Source organism: Sphingobium terrigena (genome assembly GCF_003591655.1).
GTDB lineage: Bacteria > Pseudomonadota > Alphaproteobacteria > Sphingomonadales > Sphingomonadaceae > Sphingobium > Sphingobium terrigena.
Genome location: NZ_QVRA01000006.1, coordinates 200,075 through 218,867, shown reverse-complemented (window position 1 = coordinate 218,867; position 18,793 = coordinate 200,075). Strand labels below are relative to the sequence as shown.

Genomic DNA, 18,793 nt, shown 5'->3' with positions numbered 1-18,793 from the left:
TTGTCCCGATCGTCCTGCTTGAAACGATGCAGGCTTGGGGGCATGGACCGGTCATGGCCAATCCCTTTCCCCGCCCGGTGGCGATCGCCCGCTGGTTGCTGTTTGTCGCCGCTTTGGTGTTCGTCATGGTCGTGGTTGGCGGCATCACCCGCCTGACCGAATCGGGCCTGTCGATCACCCAGTGGAAGCCGATCACCGGCGCCATTCCGCCGCTGACCCACGACCAGTGGATGGAGGCCTTTCGCCTCTATCAGCAAATCCCCGAATATCAGCAGATCAACCGGGGCATGAGCCTTGCCGATTTCCAGTTCATCTTCTTCTGGGAATGGCTGCATCGGCTGCTTGGACGGCTGATCGGCGTCGCCTTCGCCCTGCCGCTGCTGTGGTTTGCATGGAAACGCGCGATCCCGGCAGGCTATGGCCCCCGTCTGGTCGCGCTGCTGGCGCTCGGCGGATTGCAGGGCGCGATCGGCTGGTGGATGGTCAAGTCCGGCCTGTCGCTGCGCACCGATGTCAGCCATTACCGGCTGGCGGTGCATTTGCTGACGGCGCTTTTCATCATCGGCGGGCTGGCCTGGACCGCGCTCGATCTGCTGGCGCTGTCCCGCAACAGTCGCGCGCGCCCCGCACGATTGCGGCCGCTGGCGCTGATCGCATTGGTGGCGCTGTTCGTGCAGTTGATGCTGGGTGCCTTCACCGCCGGGCTGGATGCGGGCTATGTGTCGAACACCTGGCCGCTGATGAACGATCATCTGGTGCCGGAAGGGATTAGCTGGCTGGGTTCGCTCTGGGTCACCGTGTCGAGCGACCCCTATCTCGTCCATTTCCTGCATCGCTGGTGGGCCTGGGGCGCTGCGCTGGCGCTGATCCTGCTGGCGCGACAGGCCAGGCGGGCCGGGCAGCGCGCCCCTTCGATCGCGATCAATGCGACGGTGGGGACGCAGATCGTTCTGGGTATCGCCACCGTCGTCAGCGGCATCGCCCTGCCGCTCGCCGTGCTGCATCAGGCGGTTGGCGCGCTGGTGGTGGCGTCGGCGGCCTGGGGTGCCCATGCCATCGGCGTGCGTCGCTTATGAGGACGATACGCGCGGCGGCGCTCTGCCTGGCGCTGCTGGTGCCGGGGATCGCGCAGGCCGAAACCATCGCCATCCCCTTTGCGCCGCCGGTCGATCAGCGTCTCACCTATCAGATCGAGCAGCACCGCCCCGTCGAAGGCAAGGTCAGCCGGTTCAGCGCAACCCGCGACCTGCGGTTCGAGAAGGCAGGGGAGGGCTATATTCTCCACGCCACACTGCAAGCCATCGACAGCGATGCGCCTGCATCTGGCGCTGAACCCTATGCCGCCGCGCTGACGCCGCTGATCGGGGTGGAGCATCATTTTCATGTCGATGCCGCGGGGCAGATCGTCGCGCTCGACAATATGGATGCGGTCTGGAGCGCGGTGCAGGCTGGCCTCGCCAAGATGCTGGCGGCGTTCGCGCCGGACACGCCGCGCCACCGGGCGCTGCTGTCGGTCCAAGCCTTGCTGTCGGGCCTGTCGCCCGACGGTCGGCTGGCGCTGCTGGCTGGCGAATTGCGGCCGCTCTTTCTGTTCGCAGGCGGCAAGGTGGAGGATGGCGCGGGGCGGGGTGTGCGGACCGTGGCGGGCGCGCCGCTGGGCCGTCCGGTCCCGGTCGAGGGCGTGCTGCGGGTGACGGCGCAGTCGGACAAGGCGCTCGATCTGGACGAGCAACTGGCGGGCAACGGGATCAATGTCGGCATCACCTACCACCTGTCGCGGCGCACCGGCCTGATCGAAAAACAGCAGCGCAATCTCATGCTGGGGACGCGCGCGGTGTCGGAAAAGCGCGAGTTGACCCCGGCCCAATAGTGACGGGTATTATTTTACCCGTCAGCAAAGCCGCCGAATCTCTTGACTTGTGACCTGCCACCGGTCATTAGCGCCCCACTTCCGGGCGTCGGCAACGGCGTCCGGTTTCCTTTTTCATTCTGGAGAATTGGCACCATGAAGGCGCTGATGAAGACCACCAAGTCGGCCTCGCCGGCGACGGTCGAAAAAAAATGGGTCCTGATCGACGCGGAAGGCCTTGTTGTTGGCCGTCTCGCTTCGACCGTGGCGAATATCCTGCGCGGCAAGCACAAGACCAGCTTCACGCCCCATGTCGATTGTGGTGACAATGTCATCATCATCAACGCGGGCAAGGTGAAGTTCACCGGCAAGAAGCTGACCGACAAAGTCTATTACAAGCACACCGGTTATGCCGGCGGCATCAAGGAAACCACCCCTGCCAAGATTTTGGAAGGCCGTTTCCCTGAGCGCGTGCTGGAAAAGGCGATCGAACGCATGATCCCGCGTGGCCCGCTGGGTCGCCAGCAGATGCGCAACCTGCGCGTGTTCGGCGGCGCCGAGCATCCGCATGAAGCCCAGAACCCGCAAGTGCTCGACTTCGCGTCGCGCAACCGCAAGAACAAGGTGGGTGCATAATGTCCGATAACCGCCAGTCCCTGTCCGATCTCGCACAGATCGCTGCCGAAGCCGCTGCGGCTCCGGTTGCCGCGCCTGCCGCTGCGCAAGCGCCTGTTGCTGAAGCCGACATCGTTGCCGATGCGCCGATCGCGCCGCCGGTTTCGACCATGCCGCTGCGCCAGCAGGAGATCGACAATCTTGGCCGCGCTTATGCGACCGGCCGCCGCAAGGATGCCGTTGCCCGCGTCTGGGTGAAGCCCGGCACCGGCAAGATCACGGTCAATGGCCGCGACCAGGAAATCTACTTCGCCCGTCCCACCCTGCGTCTGGTGATCAACCAGCCGTTCGGCGTGACCGATCGCAATGGCCAGTATGACGTGATCTGCACCGTCAAGGGCGGCGGTCTGTCGGGTCAGGCCGGTGCGGTTAAGCATGGCATCGCCCAGGCGCTGACCAAGTATGAACCGGCGCTGCGCAGCGCGGTCAAGGCCGAAGGCTTCCTGACCCGCGACAGCCGCGTTGTCGAACGTAAGAAGTACGGCAAGGCGAAGGCCCGCAAGAGCTTCCAGTTCTCGAAGCGCTAAGCGTTTCAGGCACTGTCAGACTATCGAGAAGGGGCCGGTTTTCCGGCCCCTTTTTCGTTGGGCGCGCTGAGTTTACAACATGATGACTGTGTCCATATCCGTTCGTGCTGAGTAGAGACTGAGCCTGTCGAAGGCTCGTATCGAAGCATCATGCACAGCGTTTGATCCTTCGATACGCCATTTGACCTACGGTCGTCTGCGACTCCGACTTTGCTCAATGGCTACTCAGGACGAACGGGTGTGGTGTACCCTAAAATCTTGCCATCTCCTCTAACCCTCCGCGCGCACCGCGTTGCGGCTGGCCAGGCCCATCATCACGAAGCCGGCAATGGCCGCGACGATATTGGCGCTGGCTGCACCGATCGTGCCGTAGAGCGGCAGCAGCGCGGCCTGCATCCCCAGCAGCAGCGCGGTCGAGATGAAGGTGATGCGCAGTGACAGGCCCGCCCGGTCGGTCGCCATCAGCAGCGGGCGATAGCTGACCCCGATCAGGTCGATGCAGGCGGCAATGCCCAGCAGCAGCAGCAGCGGATAGGCGGGCAGGAAGTCGCGCCCGGCGATCAGCCCCAGCAGCGGATGGCCGATGATCAGGATCAGCGCGATGATGACCGCGCCCGCGACCAGCGCCAGCCGGTTGGTGCGGCGGAACAGCGCGCCCAGCGCTTCGCCGCCCTGACTGCCGCTGCGCGACAGTTCGACGAAGATGCTGCGCGACAATAGCCCCGAAATCTTGGTCAGCGAATTGGCGAGCTGGTTGGCGAGGCGATAGAGGCCCGCGCCGACTGGCCCCACGAACAGGCCCACCACCAGCACCGCGACCTGCTGCCCCATGGACGACAGGCTGGTCTGGAGGTTGGTGGCGGTCAGGAAGCCGATGATGCCGGGATTTTCCGCCCGTGCGTACATCGCCCGGCCCGCGCGCCACTGGCCGATCCGCCCGCGCCCTTCGCGCAGTGCCAGCCACCAATAGGCGATGGCGCAGAGCAGTTCGGCCGCGCCCCAGGCGATCAGGAAGCCGGTGATCGTCGGCATCAGCCATAGCGCCGCGACCGCGCCGATCATCCGGCCCACGGGAATCATGGTTTCGGCGAGCGCGGCGGAATCGAACCGGTCGAACAGGCGCAATATGCCGGTGGGGCTGGACCGGATGGTGATCATCATCACCATGCAGAAGATCCAGGCCTGCCACCCCATGCCCGGCGGCAGTTCGAGCAGCCCGCCAAAGGCCAGGATGATGAAGGCGGCAATCGCCCCGCCCACCACGGCGGAGGCAAGATCAATGAGGATACAGAAGCGCAAAACCCGGTTCAGCGCGTCGGCGTTGCCGGTGGCCAGATGGGTCTGGCCATAACGCACGACGATCTGCCAGCTGTCGAAACTGGTGATGGTCTTGATGACCGTCGCGGCGCTCAGCACCAGCGCGAACCGCCCGAAATCGGCAACGCCCAGCGTCCGGGTAACGATGGCGAGATAGGCAAGGCTCAACACCGCGCCCACGCCCTTGCCCCCCAGCAGCCAGCCGGTATTGGCCAAGATGCGGGAAAAGCCGTCCTGTGCTGCGCCGGGCTTGGGTTTCGCCATCATTCTGCTTTCCAGCCCTCGCCGCATTGTAATTCCCGTTCGTTTCGAGCGAAGTCGAGAAACGTTGCGCGCGGTTTCTCGACTTCGCTCGAAATGAACGGATAAAGTTGAAGTCGATCCGCTCTAGGCGTTGCGAACGTCAGTTTGAAGCCGCCTTTTTTTCGGCCAATTTCCCCTCTAAAGACCCGCGCCATGACCATCACCAAAGCCATCATCCTGTCCGCGGGGCAAGGATCGCGCCTGTTGCCGCTGACCCGCGACGTGCCCAAATGCATGATCGACTTCAACGGCCGCACCCTGATCAGCTGGCAGATCGCCGCGCTGGTCGCCAATGGCGTGACCGATATCGTGGTGGTAACGGGTTTCCGCACCGAACGGGTCGAGGATCATGCGCTGCAATTGTATCGCGAGACCGGCGCGCGCATCCGCTGCGTGTTCAATCCCTTCTTTCAGGTGGCCGATAACCTTGGCACCTGCTGGATCGTGCGGGAGGAGATGGACCGGGACTTCATCATCCTGAACGGCGATACCATCGTGTCGGACGAGATCGTCGCGAAACTCATTGCGGGAGCCAGGGACGCCATCACCGTGACCGTCGATGTGAAGGCGGACGGCGACTATGACGATGATGATATGAAGGTGAACCGCGATGACAGCGGCCGCCTGCACCATATCGGCAAGCGGCTGCTGCCGCCCGACACCAATGCCGAATCGATCGGGATGCTGGCTTTCACCGGCGAAGGCCCGGCGATCTTCCGCAACCAGATCGACCAGATGATGCGCACCCCCGAAGGCGTCGAACGCTGGTATCTGCGCGCCATCGACATCATCGCCAAGGGCAACCGCGTCGGCACCGCCTCCATTGAGGGGCTGGAATGGCAGGAGGTCGATTTCCATCAGGATGTCGAGGCGGCGACGGCGCTGACGGCGAAGTGGGTCGCCGAAGGGCGCTACGGGCAGTAGGCGAAGCGAGGGTTAAACAAACGCGCGGCTATATCATTTCGCTATCGAAACACCCCTTCAGCCACGCTTTCACATTGTCCAGCTCACTGTCCAGCTTGACCGCGGCACCAAGGTCCGGTTGGCCCGGCCAGCCTGAATCCGCCACACTCACACCCGCCGCGCTGCGTGTCCCCTCATAGCGGGGGATGACGTGGAAATGGACATGGGGGTCGACCATCATCAGCATCAGATAGTTGATCTTCGCATAGTCGACTGCCCTGGTCAGCGCGGCTTCGATCGTCGCGGTGACGGTCTTGAGTTCGGCATGGGCTTGCGCGGGCAGATCACCGAACGCCGTCGCGTCGCTTTTCGCCGCCAGGATCAGCGACCCCAGCGTCGGCTGGGCCGGGCGGAGCAGCACGACCCAGTGGGTGAACTCCGCGATCAGCGTGGCGGGCCAGCCGAATTTCTCGATCGTGGGGTTCATGGCCGGGCCTGCTCCATCCAGCTGACGATCGGCTGGCCCGACCGCTTGACGGCATAGGCCTGCGCCAGCCGCACGGCGTGGACGACCAGCGAGATCATCGTCCACCAGGCGAGCGCGATCAGGCCGATGTCGGGGCGGGCGAAGAGCAGCGACACGAACAGGATGACCATATTGGGATTGCGCCGCGCGGTGATCAGGCGGAACTGGCTGTCGAAGCGCTGCCAGACATGGATGTCCATGCCGAAATCCTTTAGGAACATCCCCTCGATCAGTCGTTGCAGCACATAGCCCGCGATCACCGCCGCCATGACCAGCGCGAAGGTCTGGGTCGACAATGCCAGCCCCCAATAGACCAGCCCCGTCCCCCAGAAATACCACCAGAAGGGCGGGTGGACCAGATCGACGCCATGGTCGATCACATTGCCCCATTTGGACGAGGTGATGGTGCAGCGGGCGAGTTTGCCGTCCACCGTATCCAGCACCATGAAGATGAAGCCGGAGAGGAAGCCGGTCCAATACATGCCCTGCGCGAACAGCCAGGTTGCGAGAAGGCAGAGGGTGACACCGATCACCGACACCATGTTCGGGGTCATGCGCAGCTGCGCGGCGATGCGGGTCAGGACCAGCGCCAGTTCGGGCCAGAGATATTTGGTCAGGACATCGGTCACGCCCTTATAGGCGCCGAAATAGCTTTGCCGCTCGATCGCCCGCCGGGTCGTGGGGGTCAATTCGCGCACCATCGGCTGTTCCAGCTTGCGCAGCTGGCGGTTGTAGAGGGTGCGGCCGTCCGACAGGTCGATGATATGGGGTGCGGTCAGCGGATCGCTGCCCAACGGCACCTGGCCCACGATCGGCGTATCGCCCCAGACGAACAGGGTGCCCGGCGTCTCGATCGCGAGGCGCAGCAGCAGCGGATCGAAGGCGTAGGTGAGGTTGAACAGCAGTTCGTGGCCCGCCGCCAGCGTGCTGCCATTCTTCGCGGCACTTTCCGCCATGCGGCGGCTGCGTTCGGCATTGGTCATGCCCCAGATCGGCGTTACATTCTCACCAATCAGGCGGACGGGACCAAGGGTGGTTGTAAGGGTCTGGCTCATATATGCGCCTTCGCGAAGTTCAGGATGAGGTCGGCCTGCCGCTGGGACGCGGGGATGGGGGAAAGGTCGATGGAATCGCGCATGGCCGCTTCCTGAGCAGCAACGAAGCCCGGTTGCAAGTCTGCGGCGCGGGCGAGGGTGGCGGGCAGGGCGTCGGTGCTATCGATCAGCTGGCCGAGTTTCCAGTGGGCGAAGGCTTCGCTGCTGGCATCGCGCCGGTCGAGATTGAGGAAGATGCAGGGGCGCGGCTGGATCAGGAACTCATAGACCTGGCTGGACACGTCGCCGAGATAGACGTCGGCGCTCATCGTATAGCTCATGTCGATCGAGTGGCGGCTGCCCATGTCGACGCGGATATGCGGCGCGGCGCTGACAATGGGAGCGACGGCGCGCGCCAGCTTGGTGTGGGGGGCGATGATGACGTTCCAGCCGGTCAGCGCCTCCAGTGCCGCCATCACCGCCGGGCCATGAGTGACCCATGACGAGAGCTTTGGGTCGAAATGGGGATTATAGAGCAGCACCGGGCGGTCATTATCGAAGAATCGCTGGCGGGGCGCTTTCAGCTCGAATTTGGGATAGCCGCCGACGGCGACTGTATCGGGGGTGCAAAGGCCGCGCTCGATCAGGCGGCGGCGGTCCTTTTCGCCTGCGACAAGCGTCAGGTCGAAATCGGCATGGCGTTTCTTATAGCCGCCTTCGCGGTCGCCCGCGCCATGTTTGATGAGGATGAGGCGGGTTGAAAAACCGGGGACGCGGCGCGCCCAGGCGGTGGAAATCTCGGTCGTCACCAGCACAGGGAAACGGGCGATGGTGGGATAGTTGAGCAGCAGCGTAGCGAGCCGCGAGGGCTGACGGAACAGCGAGTCGGCGCGGCCGGGCGGACGGCGCAAACGCACCGGGATCAGCCGTTTTTCCGGGTCATAGCTGGCGACCAACGCCAATATCTGGTCGGAGGGAGAGAGGATGCTGACCCCCACGCCGGGGCGGCGTGCCAGCTCCAGCGCGGCGGGCAGCCAGTGGTAGAGCTGTTGCGCTTCGGCAATGGCGAGAAAGGCTATATCCATCAGGTCACAAACGCTCCCACAGGACCAGTCGCCTAGCGGCGATGTCGGGGCAGATGCAAGGGCGGTGGCGTCTTTCCCTTTTGTAGGTGCTGGACCTTTGCTTATTTTTTGTTATGCGGGCCGCGACCGAACGACACTCTGAAAGAGGCTCGACGAGCGATGGCCGAATTTGCGTTGCCCAAGAACAGCAAGATCAGCGGTAAGGGGGTAACCCACCCTGCGCCCGCAGGTGCGACGAAAGTGCGCAGCTTCAAGGTCTATCGCTATGATCCCGACTCCGGGCAGAATCCGCGTTACGACACCTATGAGATTGATCTCGACAATTGCGGCCCGATGGTTCTGGACGCGCTGATCAAGATCAAGAATGAATATGATCCGACGCTGACCTTCCGCCGCTCGTGCCGTGAAGGCATTTGCGGTAGCTGTTCGATGAACATGAACGGCAAGAATGGTCTGGCCTGCACCACCGCGATCGAGGAATGTTCGGGCAAGGATGTGCGGATCACCCCGCTGCCGCATATGGACGTGATCAAGGATCTGGTCCCTGACTTCACCCATTTCTACGCGCAGTATAATTCGATCCAGCCCTGGCTTAAGACCGTGTCGCCGCCGCCGTCGGGCAAGGAGCGGCTCCAGTCGCCCGCCGACCGCGAGAAGCTGGACGGCCTCTATGAGTGCATTCTGTGCGCCTGCTGTTCGACCAGCTGCCCGTCCTATTGGTGGAACTCGGACAAGTTCCTTGGCCCGGCGATCCTGTTGCAGGCCTATCGCTGGCTGGCGGACAGCCGAGACGAATATACCGGCGATCGCCTCGACGAGCTGGAAGATCCCTTCCGCCTCTATCGCTGCCACACCATCATGAACTGCGCGAATGTTTGCCCCAAGGGTCTGTCCCCGGCCAAGGCGATTGCCGAAACCAAGAAGATGATGGTCGAGCGGCAGCTCTGATTGCTGTGAGTGGAACAGGGGCGATTGCCTCCGCCGCACTGGCGGAGGACTGGAGCGGCTGGCGGCGTTGGGGCGAGCCTGACGTGGACGATTTCCTGTCCGTCATCGGCAGCGGCTATGCGCGCAGCGATGCGCCGGGCCGGGCGCAGGTCGCGCTGGAGGTGCAGCCGCTGCACATGAACCGCTATGGCAATCTGCACGGTGGCTTTGCGGCAGGCTTTGCCGACCACGCCTATTTCGTCGCGCTGTGGGCAATGGGGCGCAAGGACCAGAGGGAGGCGCTGACGATCGACCTGTCGATGCAATATATGGGTCTGGGCAAGGTTGGCGTGCCGATGATCGCCGATGTCGAACTGCTCAAGGAAACCGGCAAGATGATGTTCCTGCGCATGACTATCGCGCAGGGCGGTGGCCTGATCGCGGCCTCGACAGCGACGCTCCGCAAGGTGCCTGCGCCCAAGTGACAGGGGTGATTGCCCGATATGATGCGCTGATCGCCGCGGGCGAATTGCGCGCCGATCCTGATCAGCGCGCCGCGGCGCTGCGGCTCGATGCCTTGCAGCAGGAGCTGGAAGCGGTACCTGCGCGTGGTTCGACGCTGTGGAAATTGTTGCGCAAGGTACCTGAGCCGCCGCGCGGTCTCTATATGTGGGGCGGGGTCGGGCGCGGCAAGTCGATGCTGATGGACCTGTTCTTCGACACGGTGAAGATCCAGCGCAAGAAGCGCGCGCATTTCCATGAATTTATGCTCGACGTCCATGCCCGGCTCGCCGAAGCGCGCAAGTCGGAGAAGGGCGATCCGATCCCGCCGGTGGTGGATTCGCTGGCCGACGAAGCGCGGCTGCTCTGTTTTGACGAGATGGTCGTCAATAATATGGCGGACGCGGCGATCATGTCGCGGCTGTTCACCGGGCTGCTGGAAAAGCGGGTGACGATCGTCACCACGTCCAACCGCGAACCCGACGAACTCTACAAGAACGGCCTTAATCGCCAGCTTTTCCTGCCTTTCATCGATTTGATCAAGGATCGGCTGGACGTGCTGACCCTGAATGGCCCGACCGATTATCGCCGCGATCGTCTGGGCGACGCGACGCTGTGGCATTGCCCCAATGGCGACGCGGCGACACAAGCGCTCAGCACTGCTTTCTTCCGCCTGACCGATTACCCCCCGTCCGATCGCGCCCATGTGCCGTCGGAGGATATCCCGGTGCAGGGCGGCCGCACGTTGCATGTCCCCAAGAGCCTGAAGGGCGTGGCGGTCTTTTCCTTCAAGCGCCTTTGTGCCGAAGCGCGGGGCGCGCCCGACTATCTGGCGATCGCGCGCAAATATCATACGATCATCATCGTCGGCATCCCGGTGCTGGGACCGGAAAACCGCAACGAGGCGGCGCGCTTCGTGACGCTGATCGACTCGCTCTACGAATATAAGGTCAAATTGCTGGCATCCGCCGATGCTGAACCGGCCCGGCTCTACCCGGAGGGCGATGGTGCGTTCGAATTTGAGCGGACCGTATCGCGGCTGATGGAAATGCAGTCGGACGACTATCTCGCGCTGGGTCACGGTCCTAAATAAGCCGCGCTCCAAGGCCTATCCTACCGTGCGGCGCCGTCATCATGGCGCAATCTTCTTGCTGAAAACCGGGAAAAACAGGCCGGATGCTTTCCATGGGGAAAGCATCCGGCAGGATACCGCTGCAGGGACAGCTCGGCGGCCAGGGTAGGAGCCGGGAGCGACAGGGTGTTGCGGCCGCTTATCGCAATTGCGAATGAATTGCAAAGATAATTTGTTTCTACGGTCTTTGTTAGTTGAAACCCCCGACTTATCGGCTTAAGCGGGCCATCAATTCCAGAATTCACGTCTTGGAGGATGACAGACATATGGCCCGTAACAAGATCGCGCTCATTGGCGCTGGTAATATTGGCGGCACGCTCGCGCATCTCGCGGCTCTGAAGGGTCTGGGCGACATCGTCCTGTTCGACGTCGTGGAAGGTGTGCCCCAGGGCAAGGCGCTGGACCTGTCGCAATGCGCGTCGGTCGAAGGCTTCGACGCCAAGATCACCGGTTCCAATGATTATGCCGATATTGCGGGCGCGGACGTCATCATCGTCACCGCCGGTGTCGCCCGCAAGCCGGGCATGAGCCGCGACGACCTGCTGGGCATCAACCTGAAGGTCATGAAGGCCGTGGGCGAGGGCATTGCCGCCAACGCGCCCGACGCCTTCGTCATCTGCATCACCAACCCGCTCGACGCGATGGTGTGGGCGCTGCGTGAATTTTCGGGCCTGCCCCACAACAAGGTCGTCGGCATGGCCGGTGTGCTGGACAGCTCGCGCTTCAACCATTTTCTGGCCGAAGAATTCAACGTGTCGGCCAAGGATGTCACCAGCTTCGTTCTGGGTGGCCATGGCGACACGATGGTGCCCGTCATCGAATATTCGACCGTCGCGGGCATCCCGGTCCCCGACCTCATCAAGCAGGGTCGTTCGACCCAGGAGCGTATCGACGCCATCGTCGCTCGTACCCGTTCGGGCGGCGGCGAGATCGTTGCGCTGCTCAAGACCGGTTCGGCCTTCTATGCGCCCGCCACCAGCGCGATCGCGATGGCCGAATCCTATCTGGGCGACAAGAAGCGCCTGCTGCCCTGCGCCGCGAACCTGACCGGCCAATATGGCATCGACAATCTCTATGTCGGCGTGCCTGTCATCATCGGCAAGGATGGCGTCGAGCAGGTCATCGAGATCGCGCTGAACGACGAAGCCAAGGCGAACCTCAATGTGTCGGTCGACGCGGTCAAGGAACTGCTGGACGCCTGCAAGGCGATCGATCCTTCGCTCGCCTGAGATTTACGAGCTGCACCGTTTCGTTCCAGGTAAGTGCGCAGCCTGGAACGGGACGCTTTAGACCCCAAGTGCCACTTCCACGGGATATAAAGGGACACATATGTCCATATTGGTGAACAAGAACACCAAGGTCATCACCCAGGGTATGACCGGTGCCACCGGCACGTTCCACACCGAGCAGGCGCTCGCCTATGGCACCCAGATGGTTGCGGGCGTCACGCCGGGCAAGGGCGGTTCGACCCATATCGGCCTGCCCATGTTCGACACGGTTCTGGAAGCCAAGACCAAGACCGGTGCGGATGCGTCGGTCGTCTATGTGCCGCCACCATTTGCCGCCGATTCGATTCTGGAAGCGATCGACGCGGAAATCCCGCTGATCATCTGCATCACCGAAGGCATCCCGGTGCTGGACATGGTCCGCGTCAAGCGCGCGCTGTCGGGCAGCAAGTCGCGCCTGATCGGTCCGAACTGCCCCGGTGTGCTGACCCCCAATGAATGCAAGATCGGCATCATGCCCGGTTCCATCTTCAAGGCGGGCAGCGTCGGCGTCGTTTCGCGTTCGGGCACTTTGACCTATGAAGCGGTGTTCCAGACGTCGAATGCTGGCCTGGGCCAGACCACGGCGGTCGGCATCGGCGGCGATCCGGTCAATGGCACCAACTTCATCGACGTGCTGGAGCTGTTCCTGGCCGACGACGCCACCGAATCGATCATCATGATCGGCGAAATCGGCGGCGACGCGGAAGAGCAGGCGGCACAGTTCCTGATCGACGAGGCCAAGCGCGGCCGCAAGAAGCCGATGGCCGGCTTCATCGCCGGTCGCACGGCGCCTCCGGGCCGTCGCATGGGCCATGCCGGCGCGATCGTGTCGGGTGGCAAGGGTGATGCGGAAAGCAAGATCGCCGCGATGGAAGCTGCGGGCATCAAGGTTGCTGCCAGCCCGTCCGAGCTGGGCACGACCCTGCTGGAAGTGCTGAAGGGCTGAACGAGCCTGGTAAGGCGGCCGGGCTGCACCCCGGCCGTCCTTTGCCCGACCGCGACTGCACGCGGCACGGATGGGATAAGATGATGGGTTACGAAAACCAGGATTTTGAAGTCGAGCAAGGCCCAAGCTGGGCACGCCCGAACTGGCCTTTGTCAGATACCGATGACCTGACCGGGGCGCTGGACCCAACGCAGATGCAGGTCGCCGTGAAGGCCGCCGCCAAGTCGGCAGGTAAGACGGTGTCGGACGCCGATATCGCGCAGGCGGCCGAGGACGCCATCCGCGCGCAGATGCTGATCCGTACCTATCGCGTGCGCGGGCATCTGGCAGCCAATCTCGATCCGCTTGGCCTGACCCAGCGCGATCTGCCGGCCGATCTGACGCCCGAATATCATGGCCTGACCGACCTCAATAAAAAGATCTTCCTGGGCGGGACGCTGGGGCTCCAGTTCGCCAGCGTCAGCGAGATCGTCGCCATCCTGCGCGCCAATTATTGCGGCAATGTTGGCCTGGAATATATGCACATCGCCGATGTGGAGGAGCGCCGCTTTCTGCAGGACCGGCTGGAGGGCAAGGACAAGGAAATCATCTTCACGCCCGAAGGCAAGAAGGCGATCCTGGCCAAGGTCATCCAGGGCGAGCAATATGAGAAATTCCTGGGCCGCAAATATGTCGGCACCAAGCGTTTTGGTCTGGATGGTGGCGAGTCCATGATCCCGGCGCTCGAAGCGGTCATCAAATATGGCGGCCAGTCGGGCATCCGCGAAATCGTCTATGGCATGGCCCATCGTGGCCGCCTGAACGTGCTGGCCAATGTGATGGCCAAGGGCTTCCGCGTCATTTTCCACGAATTTTCTGGTGGCACCGCCAACCCGGAAGATGTCGGCGGGTCCGGCGACGTCAAATATCACCTCGGCACTTCGACCGACCGCGAATTTGACGGGATCAAGGTCCATATGTCGCTGGTCCCCAACCCATCGCACCTTGAAACCGTCGATCCGGTGGTGCTGGGCAAGGTGCGTGCGCAGCAGACGTTCCGCGACGACCTGGCCAAGCATGAGCAGGTTTTGCCGGTGCTCATCCATGGCGACGCGGCCTTTGCGGGCCAGGGTATCGTTTGGGAATGCCTCGGCTTTTCCGGCGTCGCGGGTTACAATACCGGCGGCTGCATCCATTTCATCGTCAACAACCAGGTCGGTTTCACCACCAGCCCGCAATTTTCGCGCGGCTCGCCCTATCCGTCGGACGTGGCGAAGGGCGTGCAGGCGCCGATCCTGCATGTGAATGGCGACGATCCCGAAGCGGTGACCTTCGCCTGCAAGCTGGCGGTGGAATATCGCCAGACCTTCCATCGCGACATCGTGATCGACATGTGGTGCTATCGCCGCTTCGGTCACAATGAGGGGGACGAGCCTTCGTTCACCCAGCCGCTGATGTATGCGAAAATTCGCCAGCATCCCCCGGTCAGCGACGTCTATGCCACGCGCCTGAAGGCGCAGGGCGTGATCGACGACGATTATGTGACCAAGGCGACGGGCGACTTCGTCAACCATCTGGAAGAAGAGTTTGAGGCGTCCAAAAGCTACAAGGCCAACAAGGCCGACTGGTTTGCGGGTCGCTGGTCGGGGCTGCACAAGCCTGCTGACGCCGAAACGACGCGCCAGAGCGTAGAGTCGGCGATTGCGCCCAAGCTGTTCGACAGCCTAGGCAAGACGCTGACCACCGTGCCGAAGGGCCATGTCGTCCACAAGACGCTCCAGCGCGTGCTGGATGCGAAGGCCGAGATGTTCAAGTCTGGCGCTAATTTCGATTGGGCGACCGGCGAGGCGCTGGCCTTCGGTTCGCTCCTGTCGGAAGGCTATGGCGTGCGACTGTCGGGCCAGGATTCGGGGCGCGGCACGTTCAGCCAGCGGCATTCGGTCTGGGTCGACCAGAATACGGAAAAGAAATATGTTCCGCTGTCGACCGTGCCGCATGGCCGGTTCGAGGTGCTGGACAGCCCCTTGTCCGAATATGGCGTGCTCGGCTTTGAATATGGCTATGCGCTGGCCGACCCCAAGAGCCTGGTACTGTGGGAGGCGCAGTTTGGCGATTTCGCCAATGGCGCGCAGATCATCTTCGACCAGTATATCGCGTCGTCGGAAACCAAGTGGCTGCGCTCCAACGGCCTAGTCTGCCTGTTGCCGCATGGCTATGAAGGGCAGGGGCCGGAACATAGCTCGGCGCGTCTGGAACGCTTCCTGCAACTCTGCGCGGAAGGCAATATCCAGATCGCCAACATCACCACGCCGGCCAATTATTTCCACGTCCTGCGCCGCCAGATGCTGCGGCCGTTCCGCAAGCCGTTGATCATCATGACGCCCAAGTCGCTGCTGCGGCACAAGCTGGCGGTGAGCAGTGCCAAGGATTTCCAGGGCGACACGCATTTCATGCGCATCCTGTCGGATAGCAATCCGGCGCCGGACGCGGAAACCAAGCGGCTGGTCCTATGTTCGGGCAAGGTCGCCTATGACCTGATCGAGGCGCGCGATGCAGCGGGGGACAAGAACACCCAGATCGTCCGTATCGAGCAGCTCTATCCCTTCCCGACCGACGCATTGGCCGTCCGTCTGAAGCGGATGACCAACCTGACCGAAGTGATCTGGTGCCAGGAGGAGCCACGCAATAATGGCGCGTGGTTCCATGTCGAACCCTATATCGAGGAAGCGCTGGCGAGTGCCGGCAAGGCGCCGATGCGCGCCCGCTATGCCGGTCGCAAGGCATCGGCGTCGCCCGCTACGGGGCTCGCCAAACGCCATGTCGCCGAACAGGGCGCCCTCGTCGCCGATGCGCTGGGTCACAGCGTTCGTGAAGAAATCCGTCGCCAGAAGAAAGGCTGAACAAGCTCATGGCCACTGAAGTCAAAGTCCCTACCCTGGGCGAATCCGTTACCGAAGCAACTGTGGGCCAGTGGCTCAAAAAGCCCGGTGAAGCTGTCGCGCTCGACGAGCCCATCGTCAGCCTGGAAACCGACAAGGTCGCGGTTGACGTGCCAGCGCCGGTCGCAGGCACGCTGGGCGACATCATCGCCAAGGAAGGCGAGACGGTGAATGTCGGCGCATTGTTGGCGCTGATCAACGAGGGCGCTGCGGCTGCTGCCGCGCCTGCCGCTGCGCCCGCTGCGAAGGCGGAGGCTGCTGCGCCGGCTCCCGCCGCTTCGGCGGCTGCGCCTGTGGCGTCGGACGAAGATGATGGTGGTAACCTGACCCTGTCGCCCGCCGTGCGCCGCCTGGTGCTGGAACATGGGCTGGACCCCAGCAAGATCAAGGGCACCGGCAAGGACGGTCGCCTGACCAAGGATGACGTGACGGCGGCTGTCGCGGCTGGCACGGCCAAGGCTGCGGCTGCAACGGCTGTGGCGGCGGCTCCTGCCGCTGCTGCCCCGGCTTCCGGTCCGAGTCGCGCGCAAGAGCGGGTCAAGATGACCCGCCTGCGCCAGACTGTCGCAAAGCGGCTGAAGGAAGCGCAGAACAACGCCGCGCTGCTGACCACCTTCAACGATGTCGACATGACCGCGGTCATCGAGGCGCGGGCCAAATATAAGGACCTGTTCGAGAAGAAGCATGGCGTCCGTCTGGGCTTCATGGGCTTCTTCACCAAGGCTGTCTGCATGGCGCTGAAGGACATTCCCGGCGTCAACGGCCAGATCGAGGGCGACGAGATCGTCTATAACGACTTTTGCGACATTTCGGTCGCGGTGTCGGCCCCGACCGGTCTGGTCGTCCCGGTCATCCGCAATGCCGAAAGCATGAGCGTTGCGACGATCGAAAAGACGATTGGCGACTTTGGCCGCAAGGCCAAGGAAGGCAAGTTGACGATGGAAGATATGAAGGGCGGCACCTTCACCATCTCCAACGGCGGCGTGTTCGGCAGCCTGATGTCCACCCCGATCATCAACCCGCCCCAGTCGGCGGTGCTGGGCCTCCACCGCATCGAGGACCGTCCGGTCGTGCGTGACGGGCAGGTCGTGGTGCGTCCGATGATGTATCTGGCGCTGTCCTACGACCATCGCCTAATCGATGGTCGTGAGGCGGTGACCTTCCTGGTCGCGGTGAAGAATGCGATCGAGGATCCGACCCGTCTGCTGATCGACCTGTAACAAATAATATTTATCGTCACCCCGGCGAAAGCCGGGGTCTCGCTTGTTCTTGCAACGAAAAAGAGAGATGCCAGCCTTCGCTGGCATGACGGGTGAAGGGAAGTCCCATGTCCGATTTCGATTATGACGTTCTGGTGATCGGCGCTGGCCCCGGCGGCTATGTCGCCGCGATCCGGGCGGCGCAGCTGGGCCTGAAAGTGGCGTGTGCAGAAAGCCGCGAGACGCTGGGCGGCACATGCCTGAACGTCGGTTGCATCCCGTCCAAGGCGCTGCTCCATGCGTCCGAACTGTATGACGAAGCGGCCAATGGCACGCTGGCGAAGCTCGGCGTCAAGATCGACAAGATGAGCCTGGACCTGCCCACCATGCAGGGGCAGCGGGTTGACGCGGTCAAGGGGCTGACCGGCGGCATCGAGTTCCTGTTCAAGAAAAACAAAGTGACCTGGCTCAAGGGCCTGGCCAGCTTCACCGGCGCTAACACGGTCGTGGTTGGTGGCGAGACGGTGACGGCCAAGAATATCGTCATCGCCACCGGATCGTCGGTCATGCCGCTGCCCGGTGTCGAGGTTGATAATGCGGGCGGCCAGATCGTCGATTCGACCGGTGCGCTGGAGCTGGACAAGGTGCCGGGGCATCTGGTGGTCGTCGGCGGCGGCGTCATCGGCCTGGAACTGGGCAGCGTATGGCGTCGGCTGGGGTCCAAGGTGACGGTCGTGGAATATCTCGACCAGATCCTGCCTGGCATGGATGGCGAAATCCGCAAGGAAGCCAACAAGATCTTCAAGAAGCAGGGCTTTGAATATAAGCTCAGCACCAAGGTGACCGGCGCGAAGGCGGGCAAGAAGGGCGTGACCCTGACGGTCGAGCCTGCCGCTGGTGGTGCCCCCGAAACCATCGAGGCGGATGTTGTGCTGGTGTCGATCGGCCGTCGTGCCAATACCGATGGCCTCGGCCTCGACAAGATCGGGCTGGAGCTGAACAAGCGCGGCCAGATCGAAACGGATCATGAGTTCGGCACCAAGGTGCCGGGCGTCTGGGCGATCGGCGATGTGATCCCCGGCCCGATGCTGGCGCACAAGGCCGAGGATGAAGGCATTGCCGTTGCGGAAAATATCGCGGGCCTGACCGGTATCGTGAACCATGACCTGATCCCCGGCGTCGTCTATACCAAGCCCGAAATTGCGGGCGTGGGGCTGACCGAGGAACAGGCCAAGGAGAAGGGGCCGATCAAGGTCGGCAAATTCCCGATGATGGCCAACAGCCGCGCCAAGACCAATCATGAGCCGGACGGCTTTGTGAAAGTCATCGCCGACGCCGAAACCGACAAGGTGCTGGGCGTTTGGATCATCGCGGTCCCGGCAGGCACGATGATCGCGCAGGTGGTGCAGGCCATGGAATTTGGCGCGTCGAGCGAGGACATCGCCTATACCTGCCACGCGCACCCGACGCATAGCGAGGCGATCAAGGAAGCGGCGATGGCGGTGACTGGCAAGCCGATCCATATGTGATTGGGTCAGTCAGCGAGCGACAACAAAAAAAGGCCTTCGCATTGCGGAGGCCTTTTCTTTGGGATTATATGTCTGACAACCAATCCGAAAAAAGCTCGGCTATCTGTGGAACGTGTCTCCCGGAGTTCTCTCCGGGAGACACCGGCCTAACCAT

18 protein-coding genes are annotated in these 18,793 nt (G+C 62.8%); 13 read left to right on the top strand and 5 right to left on the bottom strand.

Annotation, left to right across the window (positions count from 1 at the left end; translation table 11 throughout):
- The first annotated feature begins 53 nt into the window (after nucleotides 1–53).
- The 4 genes from D0Z70_RS09295 to rpsI all read left to right on the top strand — a co-directional run bounded on the left by D0Z70_RS09295 (nucleotide 54) and on the right by rpsI (nucleotide 3,051).
- Complete coding sequence (locus tag D0Z70_RS09295) at nucleotides 54–1,076, top strand: COX15/CtaA family protein (protein ID WP_119745729.1); 1,023 nt, start codon at nucleotides 54–56, stop codon at nucleotides 1,074–1,076.
- Nucleotides 1,073–1,870 (top strand): hypothetical protein, encoded by a 798-nt coding sequence (locus tag D0Z70_RS09290; RefSeq protein ID WP_182913907.1) that lies wholly within the window; start codon nucleotides 1,073–1,075, stop codon nucleotides 1,868–1,870. The genes D0Z70_RS09295 and D0Z70_RS09290 overlap by 4 nt, the downstream gene beginning before the upstream one ends.
- A gap of 135 nt (nucleotides 1,871–2,005) precedes the next feature.
- On the top strand, nucleotides 2,006–2,485 hold the full coding sequence (gene rplM, locus D0Z70_RS09285; protein ID WP_119745615.1) for a 50S ribosomal protein L13: 480 nt from the start codon (nucleotides 2,006–2,008) through the stop codon (nucleotides 2,483–2,485).
- Nucleotides 2,485–3,051, top strand: coding sequence for a 30S ribosomal protein S9 (rpsI, locus tag D0Z70_RS09280; RefSeq protein WP_119745613.1), 567 nt, complete (start codon nucleotides 2,485–2,487; stop codon nucleotides 3,049–3,051). The genes rplM and rpsI overlap by 1 nt, the downstream gene beginning before the upstream one ends.
- Before the next feature lie 270 nt (nucleotides 3,052–3,321).
- On the opposite strand, the gene D0Z70_RS09275 is transcribed toward rpsI, so the two are convergent.
- Complete coding sequence (locus D0Z70_RS09275) at nucleotides 3,322–4,635, bottom strand: lipopolysaccharide biosynthesis protein (RefSeq protein WP_119745610.1); 1,314 nt, start codon at nucleotides 4,633–4,635, stop codon at nucleotides 3,322–3,324.
- The gene (locus D0Z70_RS24610; protein ID WP_182913906.1) at nucleotides 4,632–4,847 is read right to left on the bottom strand and encodes a hypothetical protein; all 216 of its coding nucleotides are present in this window, start codon (nucleotides 4,845–4,847) and stop codon (nucleotides 4,632–4,634) included. The genes D0Z70_RS09275 and D0Z70_RS24610 overlap by 4 nt, the downstream gene beginning before the upstream one ends.
- Between D0Z70_RS24610 and D0Z70_RS09270 the strand changes: the two genes are divergently transcribed.
- Nucleotides 4,825–5,595: a phosphocholine cytidylyltransferase family protein gene (locus D0Z70_RS09270; RefSeq protein ID WP_119745608.1), complete on the top strand. Its 771-nt coding sequence runs from the start codon at nucleotides 4,825–4,827 to the stop codon at nucleotides 5,593–5,595. The two genes, D0Z70_RS24610 and D0Z70_RS09270, sit on opposite strands and share 23 nt — an antisense overlap.
- A 28-nt stretch (nucleotides 5,596–5,623) precedes the next feature.
- On the opposite strand, the gene D0Z70_RS09265 is transcribed toward D0Z70_RS09270, so the two are convergent.
- From D0Z70_RS09265 to D0Z70_RS09255, 3 genes are read right to left on the bottom strand one after another with little or no spacing between them, the layout of a single operon-like run.
- On the bottom strand, nucleotides 5,624–6,061 hold the full coding sequence (locus D0Z70_RS09265) for an HIT family protein (protein ID WP_119745606.1): 438 nt from the start codon (nucleotides 6,059–6,061) through the stop codon (nucleotides 5,624–5,626).
- Entirely contained in the window at nucleotides 6,058–7,155 is a 1,098-nt protein-coding gene (locus D0Z70_RS09260) for a CDP-alcohol phosphatidyltransferase family protein (protein WP_119745604.1), read from the bottom strand. The genes D0Z70_RS09265 and D0Z70_RS09260 overlap by 4 nt, the downstream gene beginning before the upstream one ends.
- Complete coding sequence (locus tag D0Z70_RS09255) at nucleotides 7,152–8,219, bottom strand: glycosyl transferase (RefSeq protein WP_119745602.1); 1,068 nt, start codon at nucleotides 8,217–8,219, stop codon at nucleotides 7,152–7,154. Before D0Z70_RS09255 ends, D0Z70_RS09260 begins: the two co-directional genes overlap by 4 nt.
- A 159-nt stretch (nucleotides 8,220–8,378) precedes the next feature.
- Between D0Z70_RS09255 and D0Z70_RS09250 the strand changes: the two genes are divergently transcribed.
- From D0Z70_RS09250 to lpdA, 8 genes are all read left to right on the top strand, one after another.
- Nucleotides 8,379–9,167: a succinate dehydrogenase iron-sulfur subunit gene (locus D0Z70_RS09250; RefSeq protein WP_017182650.1), complete on the top strand. Its 789-nt coding sequence runs from the start codon at nucleotides 8,379–8,381 to the stop codon at nucleotides 9,165–9,167.
- Nucleotides 9,168–9,172: 5 nt separating this feature from the next.
- Complete coding sequence (locus D0Z70_RS09245) at nucleotides 9,173–9,631, top strand: PaaI family thioesterase (protein WP_239018866.1); 459 nt, start codon at nucleotides 9,173–9,175, stop codon at nucleotides 9,629–9,631.
- Entirely contained in the window at nucleotides 9,628–10,740 is a 1,113-nt protein-coding gene (gene zapE / locus D0Z70_RS09240) for a cell division protein ZapE (protein WP_119745600.1), read from the top strand. Before D0Z70_RS09245 ends, zapE begins: the two co-directional genes overlap by 4 nt.
- 305 nt (nucleotides 10,741–11,045) lie before the next feature.
- Nucleotides 11,046–12,008, top strand: coding sequence for a malate dehydrogenase (mdh, locus tag D0Z70_RS09235; protein ID WP_119745598.1), 963 nt, complete (start codon nucleotides 11,046–11,048; stop codon nucleotides 12,006–12,008).
- Nucleotides 12,009–12,108: 100 nt separating this feature from the next.
- Nucleotides 12,109–12,993 carry a succinate--CoA ligase subunit alpha gene (sucD, locus tag D0Z70_RS09230; protein WP_119745596.1) on the top strand — a complete coding sequence of 295 codons (885 nt, stop codon included), beginning with the start codon at nucleotides 12,109–12,111 and terminating at the stop codon, nucleotides 12,991–12,993.
- Nucleotides 12,994–13,076: 83 nt separating this feature from the next.
- Entirely contained in the window at nucleotides 13,077–15,872 is a 2,796-nt protein-coding gene (locus D0Z70_RS09225) for a 2-oxoglutarate dehydrogenase E1 component (protein ID WP_119745723.1), read from the top strand.
- An 8-nt stretch (nucleotides 15,873–15,880) separates the two neighbouring features.
- Entirely contained in the window at nucleotides 15,881–17,131 is a 1,251-nt protein-coding gene (gene odhB, locus D0Z70_RS09220) for a 2-oxoglutarate dehydrogenase complex dihydrolipoyllysine-residue succinyltransferase (RefSeq protein WP_119745594.1), read from the top strand.
- A 107-nt stretch (nucleotides 17,132–17,238) separates the two neighbouring features.
- Nucleotides 17,239–18,639: a dihydrolipoyl dehydrogenase gene (gene lpdA / locus D0Z70_RS09215; RefSeq protein ID WP_119745592.1), complete on the top strand. Its 1,401-nt coding sequence runs from the start codon at nucleotides 17,239–17,241 to the stop codon at nucleotides 18,637–18,639.
- Nucleotides 18,640–18,793 lie beyond the last annotated feature (154 nt).

What these genes read in the sequence shown, in the direction of transcription:
- D0Z70_RS09295 (WP_119745729.1), top strand. Translation starts at nt 54, where the DNA reads ATGGCCAATCCCTTTCCCCGCCCGGTGGCGATCGCCCGCTGGTTGCTG.
- D0Z70_RS09290 (WP_182913907.1), top strand. Translation starts at nt 1,073, where the DNA reads ATGAGGACGATACGCGCGGCGGCGCTCTGCCTGGCGCTGCTGGTGCCG.
- rplM (WP_119745615.1), top strand. Translation starts at nt 2,006, where the DNA reads ATGAAGGCGCTGATGAAGACCACCAAGTCGGCCTCGCCGGCGACGGTC.
- rpsI (WP_119745613.1), top strand. Translation starts at nt 2,485, where the DNA reads ATGTCCGATAACCGCCAGTCCCTGTCCGATCTCGCACAGATCGCTGCC.
- D0Z70_RS09275 (WP_119745610.1), bottom strand. Translation starts at nt 4,635, where the DNA reads ATGATGGCGAAACCCAAGCCCGGCGCAGCACAGGACGGCTTTTCCCGC.
- D0Z70_RS09270 (WP_119745608.1), top strand. Translation starts at nt 4,825, where the DNA reads ATGACCATCACCAAAGCCATCATCCTGTCCGCGGGGCAAGGATCGCGC.
- D0Z70_RS24610 (WP_182913906.1), bottom strand. Translation starts at nt 4,847, where the DNA reads ATGATGGCTTTGGTGATGGTCATGGCGCGGGTCTTTAGAGGGGAAATT.
- D0Z70_RS09265 (WP_119745606.1), bottom strand. Translation starts at nt 6,061, where the DNA reads ATGAACCCCACGATCGAGAAATTCGGCTGGCCCGCCACGCTGATCGCG.
- D0Z70_RS09260 (WP_119745604.1), bottom strand. Translation starts at nt 7,155, where the DNA reads ATGAGCCAGACCCTTACAACCACCCTTGGTCCCGTCCGCCTGATTGGT.
- D0Z70_RS09255 (WP_119745602.1), bottom strand. Translation starts at nt 8,219, where the DNA reads ATGGATATAGCCTTTCTCGCCATTGCCGAAGCGCAACAGCTCTACCAC.
- D0Z70_RS09250 (WP_017182650.1), top strand. Translation starts at nt 8,379, where the DNA reads ATGGCCGAATTTGCGTTGCCCAAGAACAGCAAGATCAGCGGTAAGGGG.
- mdh (WP_119745598.1), top strand. Translation starts at nt 11,046, where the DNA reads ATGGCCCGTAACAAGATCGCGCTCATTGGCGCTGGTAATATTGGCGGC.
- sucD (WP_119745596.1), top strand. Translation starts at nt 12,109, where the DNA reads ATGTCCATATTGGTGAACAAGAACACCAAGGTCATCACCCAGGGTATG.
- D0Z70_RS09225 (WP_119745723.1), top strand. Translation starts at nt 13,077, where the DNA reads ATGGGTTACGAAAACCAGGATTTTGAAGTCGAGCAAGGCCCAAGCTGG.
- odhB (WP_119745594.1), top strand. Translation starts at nt 15,881, where the DNA reads ATGGCCACTGAAGTCAAAGTCCCTACCCTGGGCGAATCCGTTACCGAA.
- lpdA (WP_119745592.1), top strand. Translation starts at nt 17,239, where the DNA reads ATGTCCGATTTCGATTATGACGTTCTGGTGATCGGCGCTGGCCCCGGC.